Below are 20,891 nucleotides of genomic sequence, written 5' to 3' on the forward strand. Positions count from 1 at the left end.
CCAGATCCTCCAAGGAGCAAAATGGATACGAACGACACCGGACACGACCGGTGCCCGTCTCAGCTTCCCGACCCTACAGGCGTCGGGAACGCCACCTCTCGGCGGCAGCGGAAAAATAAAAAAAGCCCGTTTTGGTTTCAAGACGGGGGCTCAAAATTTTTCGGAAACCCTGGCGCCTCCCGCTGACGTAGCTCGGATTACACGTTCGATCCGTGGATCGCTTCGATCACGGCATCGGTCACGTCCTTCGTCGTCGCCTTGCCGCCGACATCGGGCGTCAGCACGCCGGCCGCGCAGACGCGCTCCACCGCCGCCATCAACCGCACCGCCGCGTCCGTCTCGCCCAGATGCTCCAGCATCTGTGCGCCGGTCCAGAACGTCGCGACCGGATTGGCGATGCCCTTGCCGGTGATGTCGAAGGCCGAGCCGTGGATCGGCTCGAACATCGAGGGGAAGCGGCGCTGCGGGTCGATATTGGCGGTTGGCGCGACGCCGAGGCTGCCCGCCAGCGCCCCGGCGAGGTCGGATAGGATGTCGGCGTGCAAATTGGTCGCGACAATGGTGTCGAGGCTCTTCGGATGCAGCGTCATGCGCACCGTCATGGCGTCGACCAGCATCTTGTCCCAGGTCACATCGGGGAATTCGGCCGCGACTTCGGCTGCGATCTCGTCCCACATCACCATGCCATGGCGCTGCGCGTTCGACTTGGTCACCACGGTCAGGAACTTGCGCGGGCGCGACCGCGCCAGCTCGAATGCATAGCTCATGATCCGCGTCACGCCGACGCGGGTGAACACCGCGACCTCGGTGCCGACCTCTTCGGGGAGACCCCTGTGGGCGCGGCCGCCCATGCCGGCATATTCGCCCTCGGAATTCTCGCGCACGATCACCCAGTCGAGGTCGCCGACGCCGACATTGCGCAGCGGCGAGGCGACGCCCGGCAAGATCTTGGTCGGCCGCACATTGGCGTATTGGTCAAAGCCCTGGCAGATCGGCAGCCGCAGGCCCCACAGCGTGATGTGATCGGGCACGTCGGGCGCACCGACCGCGCCGAAATAGATCGCGTCGAATTTCTTGAGCTCCGTGAGACCGTCGGCCGGCATCATCACGCCGTGCTTCTTGTAATAGTCCGAACCCCAGTCGAAGGTCTTGATGTTGAAGGCGAGGTCACCGCTGCGGTTGGCCAGCGCCTCCAGCACGCGGACGCCGGCGGAGATGACCTCGGGGCCGATGCCGTCCGCGGGGATCGCTGCAATCGAATGGGTGCGCATGAAGGGCTCCGTCCAGATGTCGGTGGGGTTGCGTAACGCTAGCGAACCTAGGGGCCGGGACTCAATCGGCGCTGGTTTATACAAAAAAATGATATAATCCCGTCACAGGATCAGAGGACCGGTGGATGGAATTGCATCAGTTGCGATGCTTCGTGGCGGCGGCCGAGCAGTTGCATTTCGGCCACGCGGCGCAGCATCTCCAGATGCTGCCCTCCGCGCTGGGCCGCCAGATCAAGCTGCTGGAGCAGGATCTGGACACGCGACTGTTCGCACGGACGACGCGTGCGGTGTCGCTGACGGAAGATGGCGCGACGCTGCTGCGTGATGCCCGTGCCATCCTCGCCCGCGTCGAGGCGGTCGAGACCAACCTGCGCAATCGCGCGCGCGCGGGGGCTGCTCGAAAACTCCGGGTCGGCGCCATCGACAGTGCCGCGGCGGGGCTGTTACCGGCGCTGCTGCGCGATTTTCGCGCAAAGCATCCCGATATCGCAGTGCAGCTCCTGGAAGAGAAGACCGTCCGGCTGCTGCCAAAGATCCTGACCGGCGCGCTCGATCTTGCCTTCGTGCGTCCACCGGCTCAGCGGGACAAGCGGCTCGAATTCCGCGATCTGCTGCAGGAAACAGCCATCGTGGCCTTCCCGCAGCGCCACGCGCTGGCCAAACGCAAGTCGATCACGCTGGCGGAGATCGCCGAGGAGGCGATGCTGGTGCCGGATCGTCGCTCGCGGCCGCACAGCCACGACCTCACGATAAGACTATTCGAGCAGGCAGGCCTCACGCCGCGCGTCGTGCAGGTCGCCGACGAGAAGCAGACCATCATCAATCTCGTCGCAACCAGGCTCGGGGTCGCGATCGTGCCGCGCTGGACCATGCGGATGGCGGTGTCAGGCGTGCGCTTCGTGCCGCTGCGGCCAAAGCAGATCGGGCCCGTCGGCCGGCTGCCGCTCGCTGCCGCATGGCTGCGCGGCTCGCGCGACCCCGCCCGCGACGCAATGCTCTCCGTGCTCGAGACGCGCCTGCGCAGCTATGCGCGCGACGCCTGAGGCGCTATGACATCGACTTGGCGAGAGGGGTGATGCGATGGCTGAATGGACAGCTTCGAACGAATTGCGGGTTGCCGTCGCGGGGCTCGGCTCGATCGGCACCAAGATCGCCGCCGCGCTCGATCAGGGCATCGAGGGATTGACGCTCTCCGCCGTGGCGGTGCGCGATCCCGCAAAGCATCAGAAATTGCTCGGCAGCCTGCGTCGTCCGCCATCCGTATTACCGCTCGACCAGCTTGGCGACGCCGCCGACATCGTCGTCGAATGCGCCCCGAGCAGCCAACTCCGCGCGATCGTCGAGCCCGCGGTGAAACGCGGCAGGGCCGCGGTCGTTGTCAGCGTCGGTGGGCTGCTCGACAATTTTGATCTCGTCGATCTCGCCCGGGCCAATGGCGGCCGCATCCTCGTGCCGACCGGCGCGCTGATCGGGCTCGACGCCGTCAACGCCGCCGCGATCGGCACAATTCACTCGGTGAAGATGGTGACGCGCAAGCCGATCGACGGCTTGAAGGGCGCGCCGTTCATCGTCCAGAACAACATCGATATCGACAATCTGCGCGAGCCGCTCAAGCTGTTCGAGGGGACCGCGCGAGAGGCAGCGAAAGGCTTTCCGGCCAATCTCAACGTCGCGGTCGCGCTGTCGCTCGCGGGCGTCGGGCCGGATCGCACCCAGGTGCAAATCTGGGCCGACCCGACCGTGACGCGCAATGTTCATCGCATCGAGGTCGAGTCGGATTCCGCGCGCTTCTCGATGTCAATCGAGAACGTCCCCTCCGAGAATCCCAAGACCGGGTTGATCACGGCACTGTCGGTGATCGCGCTGCTCCGTAAGCAGCGCACCACGCTTAGCGTTGGAACATAACCTTCAAGCGCCCGTCACGCGCCAGATCACGTTGCCGACGTCGTCGGCCATCAGCAGCGATTTCTTGTCGGGACCGATCACGACGCCGACCGGACGGCCGTAGGATTCTTTCTCGTCCGGCGCGAGGAAGCCGGACAGGATGTCGCGTGCTGGACCCGAAGGCTTTCCGTTCTCGAACGGGATGAACACCAGCTTGTAGCCGGACAGCGTGCTGCGATTCCACGAGCCGTGCTGGCCGATCGCCATGCCGTCGGGGAAGCCCGGCAGCGTGCCCGCGGGCATCCAGCACAGGCCGAGCGAGGCGGTGTGACCGCCGAGCGCGTAGTCAGGCGTGAGTGCCTTGGCGACCATCGCCGGATCCTGCGGCACGCGGTCATCCACCGTCTTGCCCCAGTAGCAATAGGGCCAGCCGTAGAAACCGCCATCGCGCACCGAGGTCAGATAGTCCGGCGGCGTTTCGTCGCCGAGGCCATCGCGCTCGTTGACGACGGTCCAGAGCACGTTGGTGCTCGGCTCCCAGGCGAGACCAACCGGGTTGCGCAGGCCGGCGGCGAAGATGCGGTGCGTACCGGCGACGAGGTCGAGCTCGTAGACAGCGGCGCGGCCTTCCTCGACCTCCATGCCCATCTCGCCGATGTTGCTGAGCGAGCCGACGCCGGCATAGAGTTTCTTGCCGTCGGGGCTTGCGAGCAGGCTGCGGGTCCAGTGGCCGCTCGGCTTGAAAGTGGTGAGGCGCTTGCCCGGCGCGGTGATGCGATCGGCATTCGCCACGTACGGGAAGGCCATCACGCCGTCGGTGTTGCCGACATAGAAGGTGTCGCCGACCAGCGCCATGCCGAACGGCTGGCTGAGGTTTTCCATGAACGCGCCGCGATACTCCGCGACGCCGTCGCCATCCTTGTCGCGCAGCAGCGTGATGCGGTTGGCGCTGACGCCGAGCGCGGCGGCGCGCCGCATCGTCGCTTGCATTGCGTAGTGAAACACGGACCGCGGCGCCCCCGCGATCTGCGTCGCCTCCGCGATCAGCACGTCGCCATTGGGCAGCACCTCGATCCAGCGCGGATGGTCGAGGCCGGTCGCGAACGCATTGACCTTGAGCCCGGGTGCGACCGTCGGCTTCTGTCCTTCGCTCCAGCCCCGCGCCGTCGGCATCTTCAGTGTCGGAATGGCGCCTTGCGGTTTTGCTTCGGGAATCGCGGGCGACTGGCCCCAGGCCGGCGCAGGCACGGTGCCTGACAGCTTCCGCCATTGCAGCGCGATGCCGCCGAGAAGCGCAACGAACTGCGCAAAGATGCTGGAAAACGTCATGAGAAGCCCCTGTTTGCGGGCGCATCCAACGGGCTGGCGGGGCAGACGTCAACCTGTGCGATGGGCCGCGGGGCTCTATTCCCGTGGAATGGCAGCCGTTCGAATTTGCATGGGACGAATGCCGGCAAGCGGGGGAGATCAGTGGCCGATCTGCCGCTCTGCCCGGCGCGCCGCGCGAAAATCATCCAGATGATGGATGTTCGGCGCGAGCGCGGCCTCCCTGGACAGGAGATGATAGACACGCGCCACGGTGCGCTGCTTCTGCTTCGGCCGCCCCGGCGGCAGCGCCCGCGCCTTGCGGACGGCGGCGATCGCGTGCTCGCGAAAATAATCGTAGGCGTCGGACATGGCTCGATGCTCTGCGGTCAGTGGCAGGTATCGAGAGGCTAACGGGCTGGAGGGAAGGCAGTTCCTCTCGCTGTCGTCCGGCGAAGGCCGGGACGACAGCGAATGTGGGGCGCGTCCGCCGCTCTCAGCGCGGCGACAGGAACGGGATGATCATCGGCACGCGGCGGCAATAGGCGCCGTAGGCGTCTTCGCCGAGCTCCTTGGACAGGAACACTTCTTCCATCCGGCCCTTCTGCCACATGCCGAGCGAGATCAGGATCGCGCCGAGCATCGCGGTCACCGTGCCGACCGCGATGCCGGTCACCAGCATGCCGAGGATCAGGCCGGTGTAGATCGGATGGCGTACGATGCCGTACGGGCCGGTGTCGATGACGCGGTGGTCTTGCTTGTGGGTGATGGTGTTGGACCAGAATTGTCCGAGATGCAGCCGTCCCCACCAGGTGAAGGAGATGCCGGCCAGCACGATCAGCGCCACCACGTAGACAGCTGTATTGCTGAACACCCAGAGCGGCTTCTCGCCGAGCACTTCCGCGGTCCATGGCGTGAACAGGATGCCGCCGACCAGGATCGGGATGCGATAGCGGCCGGACTCCAGCGTCATTACCTGCTTCTGGGTGCGGCCCTGCCAGAACGAGGCGCCGACCCAGCTTGCGAGCCAGGCGAGCCAGATCAGGGCGAGCAGTTGCGTCGGCCAAGTCGTGGTCCAACCACCCCAGGCGACAGAGAGAAGCTTGCTGAAATCGAAGGACATGCGGAAAGGTTCTTTGGGTTGGGCGGCAGCTCAGCTGGCGCGCGAGGAGAGCGCGTGATGCTCGATGGCGCCGGAGGCAAGCGCGCCGCCGCGGGCGAGAAGATGGGTGATGGTTTCGCGCAGGACCGGCTCGATCGGGCGCGGCGCGTAGCCGAGTTCGGTGCGCGCCTTGCTGATCGAGAGGTCGCTCGCGGCGAGCGCAATGCGCACGCCCTCGGCGGTGCCGTTGGGCGGCCTGCGCGTGATGCGGTCAGAGAGATATTCAAGCATGATGCCGGACAGCTCGGCCATCTTGCCGGGAACGACGACCGGGAATTGCCGGCGGCCGCTCATCGCGGACATCATCCGCAGAATCTGGCCGAGCCTGACGCAGTCGCCGCCGAGGATGTAGCGCTGGCCGTTACGCCCGCGTTCCATGGTCAGCACGAGGCCCATGGCAACGTCGCGAACGTCGACGAGATTGACCGGGAAGTCGAGATGCGGCTGCACTTTCTTCTGCAGGAAGTACCACAGCATCGCAGTCGGCGGCGTCAGATTGTGGTCGGCAGCACCGATCGGCATGGTCGGGGTGCCGATCACCAGCGGAAAACCTTCAGCTGCGGCCTTCGCGGCGCAATGCTCGGCCAGCGATTTCGACCGCGTGTAGGCGCCCGGCATCACATCGGCCGGCTGCAGCGCCTCTTCGGCGGGAACACCGTTGAGGTCGGAATAGGGGAATAGGATCGATTCCGTCGAGCAGTGCAGAAAGCGCGAGACCCCGCGCTTCATCGCGGCCGCGAGCACGATCTCGGTGCCGCGGCAATTGACGTCGTGAAAGGCCTGCTTGTCGGCGACCCACATGCCGGGCAGGCCCGCGAGGTGATAGACCTGATCGACCCCAGCAATCGCGGCATCGACCGCGGCACCGTCGAGCACCGAGCCTTGGGCATATTCAACGTCGGCATACGGCGCGGCAGGCGCACGGACGTCGAGAACACGCACCCGCTGCCCACGGGCGCGGAGCGCTTCTACAAGATGATGTCCGATGAAGCCGCTGCCACCGGTAACCAGTACGAGAGCCATGCAGTAGGTTTGCTGTTTCGCGTCTAGAACTATCGGGTTGAAAGGGAATTGGTCGGAGCAGGCGCCAGAATCGCGGCAAGGTCGCGACGGAAGCCCAATGCAATGAATAATTTTGCCATGACAAACATCGGTCCAAGCAGAAAATGCGTGGGGTGGTCGACCATCGACGGCTGCCGCTCCTCGAAAACCTTGTGACCGACGATTTGCGACGCGACGCCGAGCCCGATCAGCACCACAAAAATCGACCACATCATGACGATCGAGACCTGATTGCCAATCGCGGTTGCGACCGAAAGCAGCACGATCATCGAGGCGAGGATGCCGAGCCCGATCCCGGCGTCCAGCATCAGCCAGTAGGCCAGCACCGGCAGGGCAAGAACCATGGCCAGGCTGACCTCGATCCCGAACACCGGGAAATGGACCAGCGTCAGCGGCAGCACGGCGCCGGTGAAGAGCAGGAGGATGCCGACCACGTGCATCGCGCAGTTCCAGGGATCGCGATGATATTCGACGTAGTCGGCCAGCTGACGTTGAAAATAACTGGCCATCTCGGTCTCGTGCAGCATGGGGTCGGGCAGGGCGAAAAAAGCCTATAGCACCTGATAGGGCGGTGCACAAACCGGCGTAATTGTCGCGCGAAACCGCGCTGTTGCGCTGTGAGACAGGTCACAAAAGAAACGTGACTTCAAAGGGTTGCGTCAGACGCCGTGGCGCGTCCGCTCAGCGCTTCTTGGCGGGCTTTTTCGCCGCAGGCGCAGGTGTCGCAGCCGGATGCGCAGGCGCTTCCTCCGGTACCTTGGCGTAGGTCAGGATTTGCAACTGGGCGTTGGCGGCTGAGGTCGGCCTGGCCCGGTCGAGAAACTGCTCCTCGCCGAGGCCGATCGGATGCAGCCGCTTGGTCGAGATCTTGAACGTGTTCACCAGCACGTCGCGTATCGCGTCCGCCCGGCGCTGGCTCAGGATCGCGTTGGCCTCGCGCGTCTTCGCGTTGGATTCGACATGGCCGACGATCAGGAACGTGTAGGGCAGCAGCGAGGCATGGACCAGCGCATCGGCGAGGCGGCCGACGGTCTGGTAGGACGCCGGCTGGATGATCGGCGTGTCGGCGTCGAACTGGATCTGCGCAGTGAAGGTCGGCAGATTGACCAGATCAGGCGCGATCAGCGGCCGGTTCACCGGACCGGGATCGTTCTTGATCCTGGCCTTGGCCCGCTCCATCACCTGCAGCTTCAGCGCGGGGAGATCGATCTCGGCGGCTTGTTCGAAATGGTTGAGCTTGCCGACGATGTCGTCGCGGGTTGGCGGCGCCGTCTGCGCTTCCGCTGTGCCCGCGAGCAAAGCGAGGCCGAGCGCGATGCATATTCCGGCGGTGGAAAGCCTCGTCGCTGGCATCACCGATACCCCGCGTCGTCAACGGCCTTCAGGCAATTGTTGCTGATGCCCTTGGGCGTCGAGACCAGGCAGGGGACCGCCTTGCTGGTCTCCTTGGTCGAGCCGCCGCAGACCTTGACGATCTCGCGCTGGCAGACGTTCGCCACGGTGACACGGGCTGCGACGCGCTTCTGGATGGCGTCGAAGGCACCGAGATAATCGCTCTGGCACTGCTGCGAGAGCACGTCGCGGTTGCGCGAGAGGCACTCCTTCAGGCGGGTCGAATCCGGGTTGACGCCGCGGCAATTGGCGACGATTTCCGCGCCGCAACTTTTCGCCAGCAGCCCGATCGCATCGCCAAAGCTCATGGTCTCCGCCGCCGCAAGCGACGGCATACCCAATGCCAGCAAGATCAGTGTGATGGAGCCCCGGACCATGGCCGCATCTGATACGGGGAAGTTCACGGTGGTCAAGGGCTGTTCGGACCTGAACTGTCGAGAGTCCGACCAGTGCGGCGAACAGTCCTCACTCCGTGGCCTCAGTGAGGGGTGGCCATTCGATCAGGGCGACCGTGTGCTTCCCGAGCTCGTCGGCGACATCAGGGTCGGCCTTGAGCTCGTCCAATGTCCGCGGCGGGGGAAGCTGGCGGCCGTCCGCGGTCAGTTCCTGTGCATAGAACGCGAGTGCCTCGGGCGCATTCTCCAGGGCCTCATCGACGTCGTCGCCGCCGGAAATGCAGCCGGGCAGGTCCGGAAACCACACGCCGACGGCTTCGTCCGGGCCGGCGTCCTCGATGATGGCGATGTAGCGCGGCATGCAGGCCTCACGCCCGCTGCACAAAACTGTCCACGACCTTCTTCTCCCCCGCCTTGTCGAAGGCGATGGTGAGCTTGTTGCCGTCGATCTTGGTGACGCGGCCATAGCCGAATTTCTGGTGGAAGACGCGGTCGGAGAGGGAGAATTCCGAGGTCGTGCCGGTGGATTTGGCCACCAGCTCGCCCTCGATCGTCAGCGGCCCGCGGCGGCGCGAGGAGAAGCTGCCGAAATCGGGCGAGGACGACTGGGACGAAAACGACGAGGCCTGTTCCTCGAAACTGCCGCGGCCGCCATTGCCGCCGCCACCGCCGCCGCGATTGCGATTGGCCTGGGCGCGCTGCCAGCCCGGGGTCGAATAGGTGGAGCCGAACGCTTCCATGTCGTCGAAGCGGGAGGCGCCGTAGCCGCCGGTGCCGCCCCAGGCCGAGCCGCCCTTGGATTCCGTGATCTCGACATTGGCCGCGGGCAGTTCGTCGAGAAAGCGCGAGGGGATCGTGGTCGACCAGGTGCCGTGGATCCGGCGGTTGGTGGCAAAATAGATTTTGGCGCGGCGGCGGGCCCGGGTCAGGCCGACATGACCGAGCCGGCGCTCTTCCTCGAGGCCGGCGCGGCCCTGTTCGTCCAACGTGCGCTGGCTCGGAAACAGGCCTTCCTCCCAGCCGGGCAGGAACACGTTGTCGAATTCCAGCCCCTTGGCCGAATGCAGCGTCATCAGCGACACCGCGTCCTCGTCGGCGCCGCTGTCGCGGTCCATCACCAGTGAGATGTGCTCCAAAAACCCTTGCAGGTTCTCGAACTCCTCCATCGAGCGCACCAGCTCCTTGAGGTTTTCGAGCCGACCCGCGGCGTCCGCCGAACGGTCCTTCTGCCACATCTCGGTGTAGCCGCTCTCGTCGAGCACGATCTCGGCGAGCTCGGTGTGCGAGGTGACCTCGCGCTGGGCGCGCCAGCGGTCGAACTGGGCGACGACGTCGCGCAAGGAGCCGCGCGCCTTCGGCTTCAGCTCATCGGTCTCGACCACCGCGCGCGCCGCCTCGAACAGCGGGATGCGGCGCTTGCGGGCGTGATCGTGCAGCATCTGCACGGTGGCATCGCCCAGGCCGCGCTTGGGCGTGTTGACGATGCGCTCGAAGGCGAGATCGTCGGCCGGTGAATTGATGACGCGGAGATAAGCCAGCGCATCGCGGATCTCGGCGCGCTCGTAGAAGCGCGGGCCGCCGATGACGCGATAGGGCAGGCCGAGCGTGACGAAGCGGTCCTCGAACTCGCGCATCTGGTAGGAGGCGCGCACCAGAATCGCGATCTCGTTGAGCTTGTCGCCCTGGCGCTGGATCTGCTCGATCTCCTCGCCGATGCCGCGGGCTTCCTCTTCCGAATCCCAAGAGCCTGTTACCGTGACCTTCTCGCCATCCTGGTCCTCGGTGCGCAGCGTCTTGCCGAGCCGGCCCTCGTTGTGGGCGATCAGGTGCGAGGCGGCGGCGAGGATGTGGCCCGTCGAGCGGTAGTTGCGCTCGAGGCGGATGACCTTGGCGCCGGGGAAATCATGGTCGAAGCGCAGGATGTTGTCGACCTCCGCGCCGCGCCAGCCATAGATCGACTGGTCGTCGTCGCCGACGCAGCAGATGTTTTTGACGTGGCGCGTCTGCTCCTTCTCCCCGCTTGCGGGGTCGCGACGAGCTTCGCTCACGCTGAGAAGGTCAGGATGAGGGGCTGCCTCCACGAGCTCAGCTTGCTGAGAGTCCCCCTCACCCGGATCGCTCGGGCGCGCAATTGCGCTGCCGGGCGATCCGACCTCTCCCCGCACGCGGGGAGAGGCAAAAGAAGTCGGCGCTTGGGACAGCAGCCGCAGCCACAGATATTGAGCGACGTTGGTGTCTTGATACTCATCGACCAGGATGAATTTGAAGCGCTGCTGGTACTGCCGCAGGATATCCGGGTGCTCGCGGAAGATGCGGATGTCCTCGAGCAGCAGATCGCCGAAATCGGCGGCGTTCAGGATCTTCAGCCGCTCCTGGTAGCTCGCATAGAGCTTGCCGCCCTTGCCGTTGGCGAACACGGCGGCTTCGCCCGACGGCACCTGCGACGGCGTCAGGCCGCGGTTCTTCCAGCCGTCGATCAGCCCGGCCAGCATGCGCGCCGGCCAGCGCTTGTCGTCGATATTGTCGGCTTGCAGAAGCTGCTTGAGCAGTCGGACCTGATCGTCGACGTCGAGCACGGTGAAGTTCGACTTGAGCTGCGCCAGCTCGGCGTGGGTGCGCAGGATGCGCCCCCCGATGGAGTGGAAGGTGCCGAGCCACGGCATGCCTTCGACGGCATGGCCGAGCATCTGACCGAGCCGATGTTTCATTTCGCGCGCGGCCTTGTTGGTGAAGGTCACCGACAGGATTTCGGATGGGCGGGCGCGGCCCTGGCTCAGGATGTGGGCGATGCGCGTGGTCAGCACGCGGGTCTTGCCGGTGCCGGCGCCGGCCAGCACCAGAACCGGCCCGTCCAGCGTCTCCACAGCCTCGCGCTGCTCCGGATTGAGCCCGGACAGGTATTGCGGGCCTACCGAGGCGCGCGCACGCGCGGCGATGCCGCCGGCTGCGGGCTGGTGGTCGGGGACGCTCTGGGACGTGATCTTGCTCGGCTCGGTCATGCGAATCATTTGCCCCACGTTGGCACCGCGGGGTGGTGAAAGGGGAGCCTTCTTAACAGGGATTGGTCCCTATATGGGGCCGCGGACAGGGGTTTTCCACGTGCGCCGAAAGCCAATTTGTTCCTGTCGGTCAGGCGAATTTCCGGCTTCAGCGGCCCGGAACCATTGTTCCGAGTTGGCGATTGGTTCTGCAAGTGAGGCGCGTCAGCCGCGCCGATCGCAGACAGACATCGAAACAGAGGTTCGGATCATGCTTAGCTGGGTAGTTACGTTTCTGGTTATCGCTCTGATCGCCGGTATCCTGGGCTTTGGCGGCCTCGCCGGCGCGTCGATCGAAATCGCCAAGATCATCTTCTTCATCGCAGTCGTGTTGTTCCTGGTCTCGGCCGTTGTCGGACTGGCACGGGGTCGTAACAGGGTTTAGCGCGCTTACCGCTTCGAGGGCATCGCCACGTTCCGGCCGATGCCCTCGGGCCGCGGGACGGCGCTGTGGGCCTTGACCACCGCTGCGATGCGCTCACGGATGTCTGGGGGAAAAGCCGCCACCTTTCGTGAGCCCATGTCGATGTGAAGCGACATGTTTTCCGATGTGGCGGACAGCCATCCGTCGGTCGCGTGCCGCAGCTCCTGCAAGGTGTGCAGCCGCTTGTCGTCGGCTTCCAGCAGCCAGACCGAGACCTGCACGGGATCGTCGAGGTGGATTTCGCGCAAATACCGCACGTGGCATTCGGCGGTGAAGGTCGAGCCGCCGCGCTCCTTCATGTAGCCCGGTCCGATCCCGAGCGTCAGCCACATCTGGTCGATCGCGCGGTCGAACATCACGTTGTAATAGGCCATGTTGAGGTGGCCGTTGTAGTCGATCCATTGCGGCTCGATCTGCATGATTGACGAGCGGAACGGCACGCCCTCGATCGTTGTGGCAGCAGTCTCCGGCATGTGTCCTTCCCCAGCTATGCGTCCGGTCGCTTGACTTGACCGGTGAGATGTCCTTTGCCACGGTTCGTCTCGTCGGGAGGAACGTCCGTGGGTACGACCATCACCAATAATCCGCCGCGGCCGGCGCCGAAAGCCCTCGCGAGCGCGCTGGAGCAACTTGCCGCGCGGTTCGGCAACCGCCTCATCACCTCGCAAGCCGTCCGCGAGCAGCACGGCCATACCACCACATGGATCGTGAACCAGCCGCCGGACGGCGTGGTGATGGCGCAGGAGACTGCCGACATCCAGGACGTGGTGCGGATCTGCGCGAAAAACGGCGTGCCCGTCATCGCCTTCGGCACCGGCACCTCGCTCGAGGGCCAGGTCAACGCACCCGCCGGCGGAATCTGCATCGACCTGCGCGACATGAACAAGGTGCTCGCGGTGCATGCCGAGGACCTCGACTGCGTGATCCAGCCCGGGGTGACCCGCAAGGCGCTCAACGAGCATCTGCGCGACCAGGGCCTGTTCTTCCCGATCGACCCCGGCGCGGACGCTTCCCTCGGTGGCATGGCCTCGACCCGCGCTTCCGGCACCAATGCGGTGCGCTACGGCACCATGCGCGACAGTGTGCTGGCGCTGAAAGTGGTCCGCGGCGACGGCGAGATCATCACGACCGGCACGCGTGCGAAGAAATCATCCGCCGGCTACGACCTGACGCATCTGTTCGTCGGCGCCGAGGGCACGCTCGGCATCATCTCGGAGCTGACCATCCGCCTGCGCGGCATCCCCGATACGATCGCGGCCGGAGCGGTGTCGTTCGAGACCGTGCACGGGGCGTGTCAGGCCGTGATCCTGGCGATCCAGACCGGCATTCCCGTGGCGCGCATCGAGCTGCTCAACGCCGCGCAGGTGCGGGCCTGCAACGCCTATTCGAAGTTGACCCTGCCCGAAACGCCGCTGCTGCTGATGGAATTCCACGGCAGCGAGATCGAGGTCGCCGAACAGTCCAAGGCCTTCGGCGAGATCGCCAGGGATTGCGGCGGCGGCGACTTCTCCTGGACCACCAAGCCGGAGGATCGCACAAAGCTGTGGCAGGCGCGGCACGACGCCTATTGGTCGGTGAAAGCGCTGCGGCCCGGCGACAGCATCGGGGTGGTCGCGACCGACGTCTGCGTGCCGATCTCGCGGCTTGCCGAATGCGTCGGCGAGACCGAGGAAGATCTCAAGCGCCTCAACCTGTTGTCGCCGATCGTCGGCCATGTCGGCGACGGCAATTTCCACTGCTCGCTGGTCTGCGACACCAACGATGCCGACGAGATGGCGCGCGGCGAGGAGTTCATGCATCGGCTGGTCGAGCGCGCGCAGGCGATGGACGGCACCTGCACCGGCGAGCACGGCATCGGTCAGGGCAAGCAGAAATACCTCAAGGCGGAGCTCGGTCCCGAGGCGATCGACGCGATGCGGGCGCTGAAAAAGGCGCTCGATCCGCAGAACATCTTCAATCCCGGGAAGATCGTACCGGAGGCGTAGCGCGCGGCGTGGCCGCCGTTTATGCTCGCTCCCTCACCACGGAGCAGGCAATGCAGTGGTTCGCGCGCAAGACGCGTCAGGACGTCTGGGACGAAGCGATCGAACGGCCGCTCGGCGACATCGAGGCCGCCGAGCGCATCCGTGCGATCTGTGACGCCGCTGCGGCGAGCGCGGCAGGTAGCGCGCGCAGCGACAAGCGCGACAGCGAGCGCTACGAGCGCGCGGCGAAAGTCGCGATGGAAATCGCGATGAAGATCTCGGATGGACTGATGCGCGACGACGCAGTCCGTCGCATCGTCGATCTCTGCATGAAGGCGAACGACCTCAAGACGGCGCAAATCCTGTTTCGCGCGATCCATGCCAGCTGGATCCGCGAAACGATCCAGCGCGATCACCCGCCATTGGCGCAGTGAGCCCAGTTATCGCGCCAACTTCCGCACGGCCTCGTCGACGCTGTGGAAGACACGCTCTCTCGGCAGGGCGTCGAACAATCTAAACCGCTCGAACGCGTCCTGCGCGCGCACCGATTCCAGCCGGGCCAGCGCGACGGTGACGCCCTGTTCGCTGCACGCCCTGAACACGTCCAGCAGGATCTGCGCGGCGGTGAAGTCGATCTCGACCATGCCGCTCGCCTCCAGCACCAGCAGCTGTGGCGGCGTCGTGCCGAGCACCTTGATCACGTCGCTGCGAAAGCCGGGCGCGTTGAGGAAGGACAGCGGCGCCTGCAGCCCGAGCACGGCGACGCCGGCGATGCGCTCGCCGGCGATGTGCGGATGTGCCGGCCACCAGATCGTGGTGCCCGGCACGCGCTCGAACTCGACCAGCCGCGCGCGCGTCGTGCTCCAGATGCCGTGCAGCAGCGACAGCACGATGCCGAGGAACGCGCCTTGCTGGATCGGCAGCACGATGATCAGCGCGGCGGTGGCGGCGATCAGCAGGAATTCGCTGGGGGATTGGCGATAGATCGTGACGATCTGCTTCACGCGGATGATGCGCAGCGCGACGAACAGCAGGATGCCGCCGAGGGCTGCGTCTGGAACGTGCTGCAGCAATCCCGTTCCAAACGCGAGCAGCGCCAGCACGATCGCAGCGGCGGCGAGACCCGCGAGCTGCGATTGTCCGCCGGTCTCGGCGACAATGCCCGTCCGCGGCGGGCTGGCGTTGACCGGAAACGCGCCGAACAGGCCCGACAGCACGCTGCCGGCGCCCGCGCCGAGAAAATCGCGATCGACATCGGCCGGCTTGTCGGGATCGGACGGGAACGAGCGCGTCGTCGCCGCGGTCTGCACCATCACCACGACCGTGATGACAAAGGCGAGCGGCACGAGGCGGACCCATTGCTCCGGTGCAAGCTCGGGGAAGGTCGGCCGCGGCAGCGTTCCCGGCACGAGGCCTACGACATTGACGCCCTTGCTCTCGAGGCCGAGCGCGATCGTGGCCAGGGTCGCGGCGACGAGCCCGATCAGCGCGCCCGGAATTTTTGCGCTGATCTTCTCGGCGACGAAGACCACGGCCAGCACACCGAAGCCGATGCATAGCGTGAAGGGATTGGTGCGGCCGAGCTCGCTTGCGAGCACACCGATGCGATCGAGCGTCGGCCCGCTTGGCGAGTCCAGGCCCAGCACGCCCGGCAATTGCGACACGATGATGTGGACGGAGATGCCGGCGAGGAAACCGACCATGACGGGCACGGACAGGAGATTGGCGATGCCGCCAAGGCGGAAGGCGCCGCCGGCCAGCATCATCGCACCGACCATCAGCGCCAGCGCGATCGCGAGGCCCTGATACTCAGGCGAGCCGGCGGCGGCCAGCGCCGCCAGCCCCCCGGCGAAGATCGGCGTGATCGTGGAATCGGCGCCGCAGGACAGGAAACGGTTGCCGCCGAGCATCGCAAAGCCGAGCGATCCCGCCATGAAGGCGAAGAAGCCGATCTGCGGCGCGAAGCCGCCGAGCCGCGCCGTGGCCATCTGCTCTGGGATCGCGATTGCCGCGAGCGTCAGGCCGGCCATGAGGTCGCCAGGTAACGAATAGGAGGCGAGCGAGCGGAATAGCGGCCATGATGTTGCGGTGTGAGCGTCCTGCGCCATCAGTAGCGAATCCCCGAAGCGTTCCGTTGGCCGACCAGACCACAGCTGCCGGTCGTCGGCAAACATGGGGTTGCCGGCCTCGCCTGTATATCGTGAGACCCCGCAGGGCTCGCAGGCACTTATCGCGTCTGCGAGCCCCACGCGCACTCCCGCGAGGCACGCCCTATGGCTTCGACGCCTTCGCCTGCTTCAGCGCGCTCTTGCAGCCATCCGACAGCTGGTTGAAATGCTCGATCATGCACTGCTTGACGCGGCCGCCTCCCGGCATGATGCCGGAGCACAGCGCGCGCATGTCCGCGGTGCACGCTTGGCGTATCTCCTGTCGCGGTTGCTGGGCGGACGCGGCGCCCGCGGACGATATCGCGACCAACGCGGCGATGATGGCGGCGATCGCGCGTCGCAGCTCCCGCAGCTGTACAGGTCTCACCATGCGCAGACCCTCCGCACGCCGAATGGCGTGCTGGTCCACCAACAGGCCCCAGGATAGGGAGGCGCCGCATAGGCATAGGGTGGATGGGCGTAGGGCACGATGGTCCGCCGGCACAGGCCGTTGGCCGTCAGGTGCCAGCCGGGTCCGCAGCCGCCGCTGACTTCGGTGAGGCCGTCGGACATGCCGGGGTGAGGGCTGGGGGTGAAGGCTAGCGCGGTCGAACCTGCGGCCAGTGCGGCTGCCGCGGCCGACGCCAAGATCGTCAATGGTCGCATTCGAGATATCCCTGCTTGCAAGTTGGAGGAAGGCAGTCCGCGGCCAGTGTTCTGACCCCGGCCGGAATTTCACGGTCGTCCGGCGCGACGGTCAGTACCGGTAACCGTAATAAGGATGAGTCCCGACCGTGCCGCTGCGCGTCACGCTGTTGCCGTTCGGACCCGTCGTGGTGCGCGTGTAGTCGAATGCATGCGGAGCCACGCGCGTGATGCTGCCGCTGCGTGCGATCGTGCCGCCATAAGGTCCCGTCACCGAAGCCGAACGCGAGCAGGTTCCGCCGGCGCATCCGCCGCTGGCGCTGCCGTAGTAGGTACCTCGCCAAGTCGTGACGCTGCCGCTGCGAACCCAGGCGTTTGCACCGGAGGCTCCCGTGAGGGCCAGCACCGTTGCGAGTGATAGCGAAGCCAGAATGGGTTTCATCGGATACTCCTGTTTGTGAGGACGCGCCGGAACGAGACCGGTCGCCGCATGGGGCCAATCTCGCCTCGATCTTTTGCCGTGATGTTGCCGGCGAGGCCGGAAGTGTAACGTTTTGTAACGAGTGACGGGGTCGCCACATTCCTGCCAGCGGGCTGCTCGATAGAGGCCGCGATGGACACTCGGACGATCATGATCGTGGAGGACGACCGCGAGATCCGCGCGCTCTTGGCGGACCTGCTGACGCGGGAGGGCTATGCGCCGGTTTGCGTCGAGAACGGCGCGGCGATGGACCGGGCGCTGATGCAGGCATGCCCGGATCTCATCGTGCTTGACATCATGCTGCCGGGCGAGGACGGACTGTCGATCTGCCAGCGCCTGCGCGGCAAGAGCCGCACGGCGATCCTGATGCTGACGGCCAAGGCCGACGATGTCGACCGCATCATCGGCCTGGAGCTCGGGGCCGACGATTATCTGCCGAAGCCTTTCAATCCTCGGGAATTGCTGGCGCGCATCAAGGCCGTCTTGCGGCGTGTGGACGGCCCGCTGCAGATGCCGCCGCCGCGGCGAATTGCTTTCGGCAGGCTGGTGGCCGATCTCGACGGGCGCAGCCTGACCAACGACCAGGACCGTATCGTCGAGTTGACGGCAGCGGAGTTTGATCTGCTGGCATGTTTCCTCGAACGGCCCAAGCGGGTGCTGTCCCGCGACCAGTTGCTCGACTGGACGCGCGGCCGGACCGCGGATCCGTTCGACCGCGTCATTGACGTGTCGGTCAGCCGGCTGCGCCGCAAGCTCGTCGCCGCGGATCCCAAGGCTGCGTTCTCGATCAGGACCGTGCGCAATGGCGGCTATCTCTTCAGTGCTGACGTTCGCCCGCTCTGAGCACGGAGCCTGTGCGGAATGAGCAGGCTTCACGTCGCCGCCCGCCTCGGCCTTATCGTCGTCGGCGCCATCATTCTCGTGCAGTTGCTGTCGGTCGCCATCTATTTCGTGGAGCAGCGCGGCCGCGGCGAGCCGTCCGGATTTGCCGCTTTGCTCGCGCAGGTCGCCGCCTTGGCGGAGGCGATCGACAGGGTCCCGCGCGACGATCGCGACCTGGTGCTGCGCGCGGCCACGACGGCGCGATTTAAGCCGGTCGTGCGTCAGGACGTGCCGCCCAACCCGTTGCATGGCCGTTTCCTGCGCAGCGCGGAGCAACGGTTGCGCGCGCTGAGCGGTGTGCCAGCGGAGCGGCTGGTCGCAGTGTCCTTCGTCAACGTCAGGGACGGCCAACAGGTGGCCCGCTTGCGTGATTTCGTCACCTCGCGCCTGCAAGCTGTCATTGAACTTGCTGGCGGCGGCTATCTGGTGATCGAGACCGCAGGTGAGCTCAGCCTTCGCCTGCTCGGCATTCCTGTCGGCCTGCTGGCCGGAATTCTCGGCTTCGTCGTCGCTTTGGCGGCCTTGCTCGCGGTCCGCCACGAGACCAGGCCGCTGTCCGAGTTGACCGTCGCCATCGAGCGCTTCGGCGCTGCCATGGAGACCATGCCGGTCAGCGAGCGGGGTGCTCCCGACGTCCGGGCGCTGATCCGCGCCGTCAACGCCATGCAGGCGAACATCGCCGAACTGCTGCGCAGCCGCACCCTCGTGCTCGGCGCGATCAGCCATGATCTGCGCACTTATGTCACGCGGCTGCGGCTACGTCTCGAGCTGCTGCCCGAAAGCGTGCAGCGGGACAAGGCAACCGTCGATCTCGACGACATGCAATCGCTGATGGATGATGCGCTCGCCTTTGTCCGCGCCTCGTTCGCAGGCCCGTCGGCGGAAACCGTCGATCTTGCCCGCGTCGCGCGGACCGAGTACGAAGCGCGCAAGGGCGCCTGCGCAGCGCTGACGCTCACCTGCGAAGATCCGGCTCTCCTCATCCGCGGCTCGGCTGCGGGCATGGCTCGGGTCGTTGCCAATCTCGTCAACAACGCGATCCTCTATGGTGGCGCCGCGGACATCTCGTTGTACGCCGAGACCGATGTGATCGAACTCCTGGTCGAGGACCGCGGGCCGGGAATCCCGGTTGACGAACGCACCCGCGTATTCGATCCATTCTACCGGCTGGAGACCTCGCGCAGCCGCGAGAGCGGCGGCGCAGGATTGGGACTCACAATCGTGAGGCAAGTTGTCGAAAGCAACGGCGGCACGGTCGCCATTGAGGATCGTCCCGGTGGCGGCACCCGTGTCCGCGTCCGGCTGCCGCGCGAGCGGTCTCAGTAACGGCTGCGGTAGCCATCGCCGTGTCCCGGGCCGCCGTAGTTGCCGCCTCGACCGCCCATGCCCATGCCAATTCCGATGCCTATTCCGACACCTAAGGCTTCTGGCGGCGGGCCGCGATCCGGTGGCGGCGCGCGCTCGTAGATCACCTCATCAGGCGGCGGCCGGCGCGGCCTGGGCGGCGTGTCGACCACCTTGCGCTTCGGCGGTGTGTCGTCGACGCGCTTCTTGATCACAGGCGCGATCGTCGGGTTGATCGGCGAAGCCGGTGGTGTGGGCGTCGAGCACGGGCAGGTCGGGGCCATCGCGACGGCGACCGGGGCAGGAGCGGCCGCGACCGCGGCAGGCAAGACGTAGTTGCGGTTCTGCACGCGGAGCAGCAGCCGGCGTGCGGTCGCGGCCAGATCGCTGTTGTCCCAGTTCGCCAGATACGCCTCGAACGAGGCGCGGGTGTTGATCGCGGTGGCGCGCTCCCACGCCAGCATCTGGCGCCGGCGCTCCACAATCGTGCGCAGCCGCGGCGTACGGGTATCCTGAGCGTACAACTCGATATAGGCCTGATACGCCGGCACGGTGTCGTCGGTGATCACTATCTCATAGGCGACCATGGCCGGCTTGCCCTGCAAATCCTTGCGCCAGTCCTCGAGGCTGCGCGTGCCGCTCGCAAGTGCCATGGAGGATGCGCCAGGAAGCGCAGTCTGACTGCCGCTGCTGTCGCCGCCGAAGAACTTGAAGTCAGTCGTCAGCGACGAGCTTTCCCAGGGGATCTGGCGTCCGTCGGTCGATTGCGCCACGGCGACGCGAATGCGCTTGAACACTTCCTCGATCGGCAGATTGGGCTGCTTGGCGACGGTCAGCGCCGCGGTGGTATAGGGGCTGTCGATGCCGGAGCCATCCTCGGCTTCGGAGCCCGGCGAGGTCGAATAGGAAATGAAGGAGCCCGGCGCGCCGGCCTTGGTGTCGACGATCGCAAGCCCGTGTCCGGCGCCGCTGAGCGCAGGGAAGGGATTGTTGCGGCAGGCATCGAGCATGAAGATGCGCGCCCGCGTCGGCAGTGCGCCGAGCGTGTTGAGCAAATCGTTCAGTCGCACACCCTGCAGCGGAATGTCGGCTTCGCGCTTGGGGTCGAGATCGACGGGAACGAGATAGTTCTCGCCGTCGATCTGGAGGCCGTGGCCGGCATAGAACACCAGCGCGACGGTGTCGGCGCCGCTGGCGCTGACCTTGCCGGCGAAATCCGAGATCGCCTGACGCATATCGTTTTGCGCCAGATTGGATGCCGTGGTGACGGTGAAGCCGGCATTGCCGAGCAGCTCCGTCATGCCCTTGGCGTCGTTGGCTGCGTTGGGTAGTTCCGGCACGGTGCGATAGGCCGATTGGCCGATCACCAGTGCGAGCCGCGCTTCGGCCGCGGCCCCCGTCGGCATCGTCAATTGCGTGAGCGCGAGAAGAGCGGATGCAAGAAACAAATTGCGAAAGACTGGACGGCGCATGGTGTCACCTCCATCGGCAATGC

At 65.9% G+C, this 20,891-nt stretch carries 23 protein-coding genes; 7 read left to right on the top strand and 16 right to left on the bottom strand.

Annotation, left to right across the window (positions count from 1 at the left end; genetic code table 11):
* Positions 1-197: 197 nt before the first annotated feature.
* A complete protein-coding gene (locus BcanWU425_RS11035; RefSeq protein ID WP_204512059.1) occupies positions 198-1,271 on the bottom strand; it encodes a tartrate dehydrogenase in 1,074 nt (357 codons plus the stop codon).
* A gap of 125 nt (positions 1,272-1,396) precedes the next feature.
* On the opposite strand from BcanWU425_RS11035, the gene BcanWU425_RS11040 reads away from it, so the two are divergent.
* Positions 1,397-2,314, top strand: coding sequence for a LysR family transcriptional regulator (locus BcanWU425_RS11040; protein WP_085350297.1), 918 nt, complete (start codon positions 1,397-1,399; stop codon positions 2,312-2,314).
* Positions 2,315-2,351: 37 nt separating this feature from the next.
* The gene (locus BcanWU425_RS11045; RefSeq protein WP_231190438.1) at positions 2,352-3,176 is read left to right on the top strand and encodes an aspartate dehydrogenase; all 825 of its coding nucleotides are present in this window, start codon (positions 2,352-2,354) and stop codon (positions 3,174-3,176) included.
* Between the two features lie 3 nt (positions 3,177-3,179).
* Here BcanWU425_RS11045 and BcanWU425_RS11050 read toward each other — a convergent pair whose 3' ends face one another.
* The 9 genes from BcanWU425_RS11050 to BcanWU425_RS11090 all read right to left on the bottom strand — a co-directional run bounded on the left by BcanWU425_RS11050 (position 3,180) and on the right by BcanWU425_RS11090 (position 11,479).
* Positions 3,180-4,484, bottom strand: coding sequence for a PQQ-dependent sugar dehydrogenase (locus tag BcanWU425_RS11050; protein WP_085360621.1), 1,305 nt, complete (start codon positions 4,482-4,484; stop codon positions 3,180-3,182).
* A 138-nt stretch (positions 4,485-4,622) separates the two neighbouring features.
* Complete coding sequence (locus BcanWU425_RS11055; RefSeq protein ID WP_018454280.1) at positions 4,623-4,832, bottom strand: hypothetical protein; 210 nt, start codon at positions 4,830-4,832, stop codon at positions 4,623-4,625.
* Positions 4,833-4,956: 124 nt separating this feature from the next.
* Positions 4,957-5,583, bottom strand: a complete 627-nt coding sequence (locus BcanWU425_RS11060; RefSeq protein WP_007600907.1) for a methyltransferase family protein — start codon at positions 5,581-5,583, stop codon at positions 4,957-4,959.
* Between the two features lie 30 nt (positions 5,584-5,613).
* Positions 5,614-6,645: an NAD-dependent epimerase/dehydratase family protein gene (locus BcanWU425_RS11065; protein ID WP_204512058.1), complete on the bottom strand. Its 1,032-nt coding sequence runs from the start codon at positions 6,643-6,645 to the stop codon at positions 5,614-5,616.
* A gap of 29 nt (positions 6,646-6,674) precedes the next feature.
* The gene (locus BcanWU425_RS11070) at positions 6,675-7,211 is read right to left on the bottom strand and encodes an Mpo1 family 2-hydroxy fatty acid dioxygenase (RefSeq protein WP_018454282.1); all 537 of its coding nucleotides are present in this window, start codon (positions 7,209-7,211) and stop codon (positions 6,675-6,677) included.
* A gap of 154 nt (positions 7,212-7,365) precedes the next feature.
* Positions 7,366-8,037: an OmpA family protein gene (locus BcanWU425_RS11075; protein WP_018454283.1), complete on the bottom strand. Its 672-nt coding sequence runs from the start codon at positions 8,035-8,037 to the stop codon at positions 7,366-7,368.
* The gene (locus tag BcanWU425_RS11080; protein ID WP_018454284.1) at positions 8,037-8,453 is read right to left on the bottom strand and encodes a hypothetical protein; all 417 of its coding nucleotides are present in this window, start codon (positions 8,451-8,453) and stop codon (positions 8,037-8,039) included. Before BcanWU425_RS11080 ends, BcanWU425_RS11075 begins: the two co-directional genes overlap by 1 nt.
* An 88-nt stretch (positions 8,454-8,541) precedes the next feature.
* The gene (locus BcanWU425_RS11085) at positions 8,542-8,832 is read right to left on the bottom strand and encodes a type II toxin-antitoxin system HicB family antitoxin (RefSeq protein ID WP_204512057.1); all 291 of its coding nucleotides are present in this window, start codon (positions 8,830-8,832) and stop codon (positions 8,542-8,544) included.
* A gap of 7 nt (positions 8,833-8,839) precedes the next feature.
* On the bottom strand, positions 8,840-11,479 hold the full coding sequence (locus BcanWU425_RS11090) for an ATP-dependent helicase (protein ID WP_085385100.1): 2,640 nt from the start codon (positions 11,477-11,479) through the stop codon (positions 8,840-8,842).
* Between the two features lie 241 nt (positions 11,480-11,720).
* On the opposite strand from BcanWU425_RS11090, the gene BcanWU425_RS11095 reads away from it, so the two are divergent.
* Positions 11,721-11,894, top strand: a complete 174-nt coding sequence (locus BcanWU425_RS11095; protein ID WP_007600914.1) for a DUF1328 domain-containing protein — start codon at positions 11,721-11,723, stop codon at positions 11,892-11,894.
* Positions 11,895-11,899: 5 nt separating this feature from the next.
* Here BcanWU425_RS11095 and BcanWU425_RS11100 read toward each other — a convergent pair whose 3' ends face one another.
* Positions 11,900-12,406 (bottom strand): thioesterase family protein, encoded by a 507-nt coding sequence (locus BcanWU425_RS11100; RefSeq protein WP_204512056.1) that lies wholly within the window; start codon positions 12,404-12,406, stop codon positions 11,900-11,902.
* Positions 12,407-12,493: 87 nt separating this feature from the next.
* On the opposite strand from BcanWU425_RS11100, the gene BcanWU425_RS11105 reads away from it, so the two are divergent.
* The gene (locus BcanWU425_RS11105; protein WP_085350292.1) at positions 12,494-13,918 is read left to right on the top strand and encodes an FAD-binding oxidoreductase; all 1,425 of its coding nucleotides are present in this window, start codon (positions 12,494-12,496) and stop codon (positions 13,916-13,918) included.
* 50 nt (positions 13,919-13,968) lie between these two features.
* Positions 13,969-14,331 carry a hypothetical protein gene (locus tag BcanWU425_RS11110; RefSeq protein WP_026232706.1) on the top strand — a complete coding sequence of 121 codons (363 nt, stop codon included), beginning with the start codon at positions 13,969-13,971 and terminating at the stop codon, positions 14,329-14,331.
* Between the two features lie 6 nt (positions 14,332-14,337).
* Here the strand turns inward: BcanWU425_RS11110 and BcanWU425_RS11115 are convergent, their stop codons facing one another.
* The 4 genes from BcanWU425_RS11115 to BcanWU425_RS11130 all read right to left on the bottom strand — a co-directional run bounded on the left by BcanWU425_RS11115 (position 14,338) and on the right by BcanWU425_RS11130 (position 17,131).
* A complete protein-coding gene (locus BcanWU425_RS11115; RefSeq protein ID WP_204512055.1) occupies positions 14,338-16,005 on the bottom strand; it encodes a SulP family inorganic anion transporter in 1,668 nt (555 codons plus the stop codon).
* 163 nt (positions 16,006-16,168) lie between these two features.
* On the bottom strand, positions 16,169-16,435 hold the full coding sequence (locus BcanWU425_RS11120) for a hypothetical protein (protein ID WP_204512054.1): 267 nt from the start codon (positions 16,433-16,435) through the stop codon (positions 16,169-16,171).
* A complete protein-coding gene (locus tag BcanWU425_RS11125; protein WP_204512053.1) occupies positions 16,429-16,710 on the bottom strand; it encodes a GCG_CRPN prefix-to-repeats domain-containing protein in 282 nt (93 codons plus the stop codon). Before BcanWU425_RS11125 ends, BcanWU425_RS11120 begins: the two co-directional genes overlap by 7 nt.
* Before the next feature lie 91 nt (positions 16,711-16,801).
* Positions 16,802-17,131: a hypothetical protein gene (locus tag BcanWU425_RS11130; protein ID WP_085350289.1), complete on the bottom strand. Its 330-nt coding sequence runs from the start codon at positions 17,129-17,131 to the stop codon at positions 16,802-16,804.
* Between the two features lie 171 nt (positions 17,132-17,302).
* Here BcanWU425_RS11130 and BcanWU425_RS11135 point away from each other — a divergent pair, with 171 nt between their 5' ends.
* Together BcanWU425_RS11135 and BcanWU425_RS11140 are read left to right on the top strand one after the other, a co-directional pair.
* Positions 17,303-18,013, top strand: coding sequence for a response regulator (locus BcanWU425_RS11135; RefSeq protein WP_204512052.1), 711 nt, complete (start codon positions 17,303-17,305; stop codon positions 18,011-18,013).
* An 18-nt stretch (positions 18,014-18,031) separates the two neighbouring features.
* The gene (locus BcanWU425_RS11140; RefSeq protein ID WP_204512051.1) at positions 18,032-19,378 is read left to right on the top strand and encodes a sensor histidine kinase; all 1,347 of its coding nucleotides are present in this window, start codon (positions 18,032-18,034) and stop codon (positions 19,376-19,378) included.
* On the opposite strand, the gene BcanWU425_RS11145 is transcribed toward BcanWU425_RS11140, so the two are convergent.
* A complete protein-coding gene (locus BcanWU425_RS11145; protein WP_018454295.1) occupies positions 19,372-20,868 on the bottom strand; it encodes a caspase family protein in 1,497 nt (498 codons plus the stop codon). The two genes, BcanWU425_RS11140 and BcanWU425_RS11145, sit on opposite strands and share 7 nt — an antisense overlap.
* Positions 20,869-20,891: the final 23 nt, after the last annotated feature.

Origin of the sequence: Bradyrhizobium sp. WU425, from assembly GCF_021052305.1 — a bacterium.
Taxonomy (GTDB): domain Bacteria; phylum Pseudomonadota; class Alphaproteobacteria; order Rhizobiales; family Xanthobacteraceae; genus Bradyrhizobium; species Bradyrhizobium canariense_D.

Bases quoted from the DNA above. Each gene is read 5' to 3' on its own strand.
- BcanWU425_RS11075 (WP_018454283.1), bottom strand. From the start codon at position 8,037: ATGCCAGCGACGAGGCTTTCCACCGCCGGAATATGCATCGCGCTCGGC.
- BcanWU425_RS11110 (WP_026232706.1), top strand. From the start codon at position 13,969: ATGCAGTGGTTCGCGCGCAAGACGCGTCAGGACGTCTGGGACGAAGCG.
- BcanWU425_RS11055 (WP_018454280.1), bottom strand. From the start codon at position 4,832: ATGTCCGACGCCTACGATTATTTTCGCGAGCACGCGATCGCCGCCGTC.
- BcanWU425_RS11040 (WP_085350297.1), top strand. From the start codon at position 1,397: ATGGAATTGCATCAGTTGCGATGCTTCGTGGCGGCGGCCGAGCAGTTG.
- BcanWU425_RS11120 (WP_204512054.1), bottom strand. From the start codon at position 16,435: ATGGTGAGACCTGTACAGCTGCGGGAGCTGCGACGCGCGATCGCCGCC.
- BcanWU425_RS11060 (WP_007600907.1), bottom strand. From the start codon at position 5,583: ATGTCCTTCGATTTCAGCAAGCTTCTCTCTGTCGCCTGGGGTGGTTGG.
- BcanWU425_RS11095 (WP_007600914.1), top strand. From the start codon at position 11,721: ATGCTTAGCTGGGTAGTTACGTTTCTGGTTATCGCTCTGATCGCCGGT.
- BcanWU425_RS11100 (WP_204512056.1), bottom strand. From the start codon at position 12,406: ATGCCGGAGACTGCTGCCACAACGATCGAGGGCGTGCCGTTCCGCTCG.
- BcanWU425_RS11090 (WP_085385100.1), bottom strand. From the start codon at position 11,479: ATGATTCGCATGACCGAGCCGAGCAAGATCACGTCCCAGAGCGTCCCC.
- BcanWU425_RS11135 (WP_204512052.1), top strand. From the start codon at position 17,303: ATGGACACTCGGACGATCATGATCGTGGAGGACGACCGCGAGATCCGC.
- BcanWU425_RS11050 (WP_085360621.1), bottom strand. From the start codon at position 4,484: ATGACGTTTTCCAGCATCTTTGCGCAGTTCGTTGCGCTTCTCGGCGGC.
- BcanWU425_RS11125 (WP_204512053.1), bottom strand. From the start codon at position 16,710: ATGCGACCATTGACGATCTTGGCGTCGGCCGCGGCAGCCGCACTGGCC.
- BcanWU425_RS11130 (WP_085350289.1), bottom strand. From the start codon at position 17,131: ATGAAACCCATTCTGGCTTCGCTATCACTCGCAACGGTGCTGGCCCTC.
- BcanWU425_RS11045 (WP_231190438.1), top strand. From the start codon at position 2,352: ATGGCTGAATGGACAGCTTCGAACGAATTGCGGGTTGCCGTCGCGGGG.
- BcanWU425_RS11140 (WP_204512051.1), top strand. From the start codon at position 18,032: ATGAGCAGGCTTCACGTCGCCGCCCGCCTCGGCCTTATCGTCGTCGGC.
- BcanWU425_RS11070 (WP_018454282.1), bottom strand. From the start codon at position 7,211: ATGCTGCACGAGACCGAGATGGCCAGTTATTTTCAACGTCAGCTGGCC.
- BcanWU425_RS11115 (WP_204512055.1), bottom strand. From the start codon at position 16,005: ATGGCGCAGGACGCTCACACCGCAACATCATGGCCGCTATTCCGCTCG.
- BcanWU425_RS11035 (WP_204512059.1), bottom strand. From the start codon at position 1,271: ATGCGCACCCATTCGATTGCAGCGATCCCCGCGGACGGCATCGGCCCC.
- BcanWU425_RS11145 (WP_018454295.1), bottom strand. From the start codon at position 20,868: ATGCGCCGTCCAGTCTTTCGCAATTTGTTTCTTGCATCCGCTCTTCTC.
- BcanWU425_RS11065 (WP_204512058.1), bottom strand. From the start codon at position 6,645: ATGGCTCTCGTACTGGTTACCGGTGGCAGCGGCTTCATCGGACATCAT.
- BcanWU425_RS11080 (WP_018454284.1), bottom strand. From the start codon at position 8,453: ATGGTCCGGGGCTCCATCACACTGATCTTGCTGGCATTGGGTATGCCG.
- BcanWU425_RS11085 (WP_204512057.1), bottom strand. From the start codon at position 8,832: ATGCCGCGCTACATCGCCATCATCGAGGACGCCGGCCCGGACGAAGCC.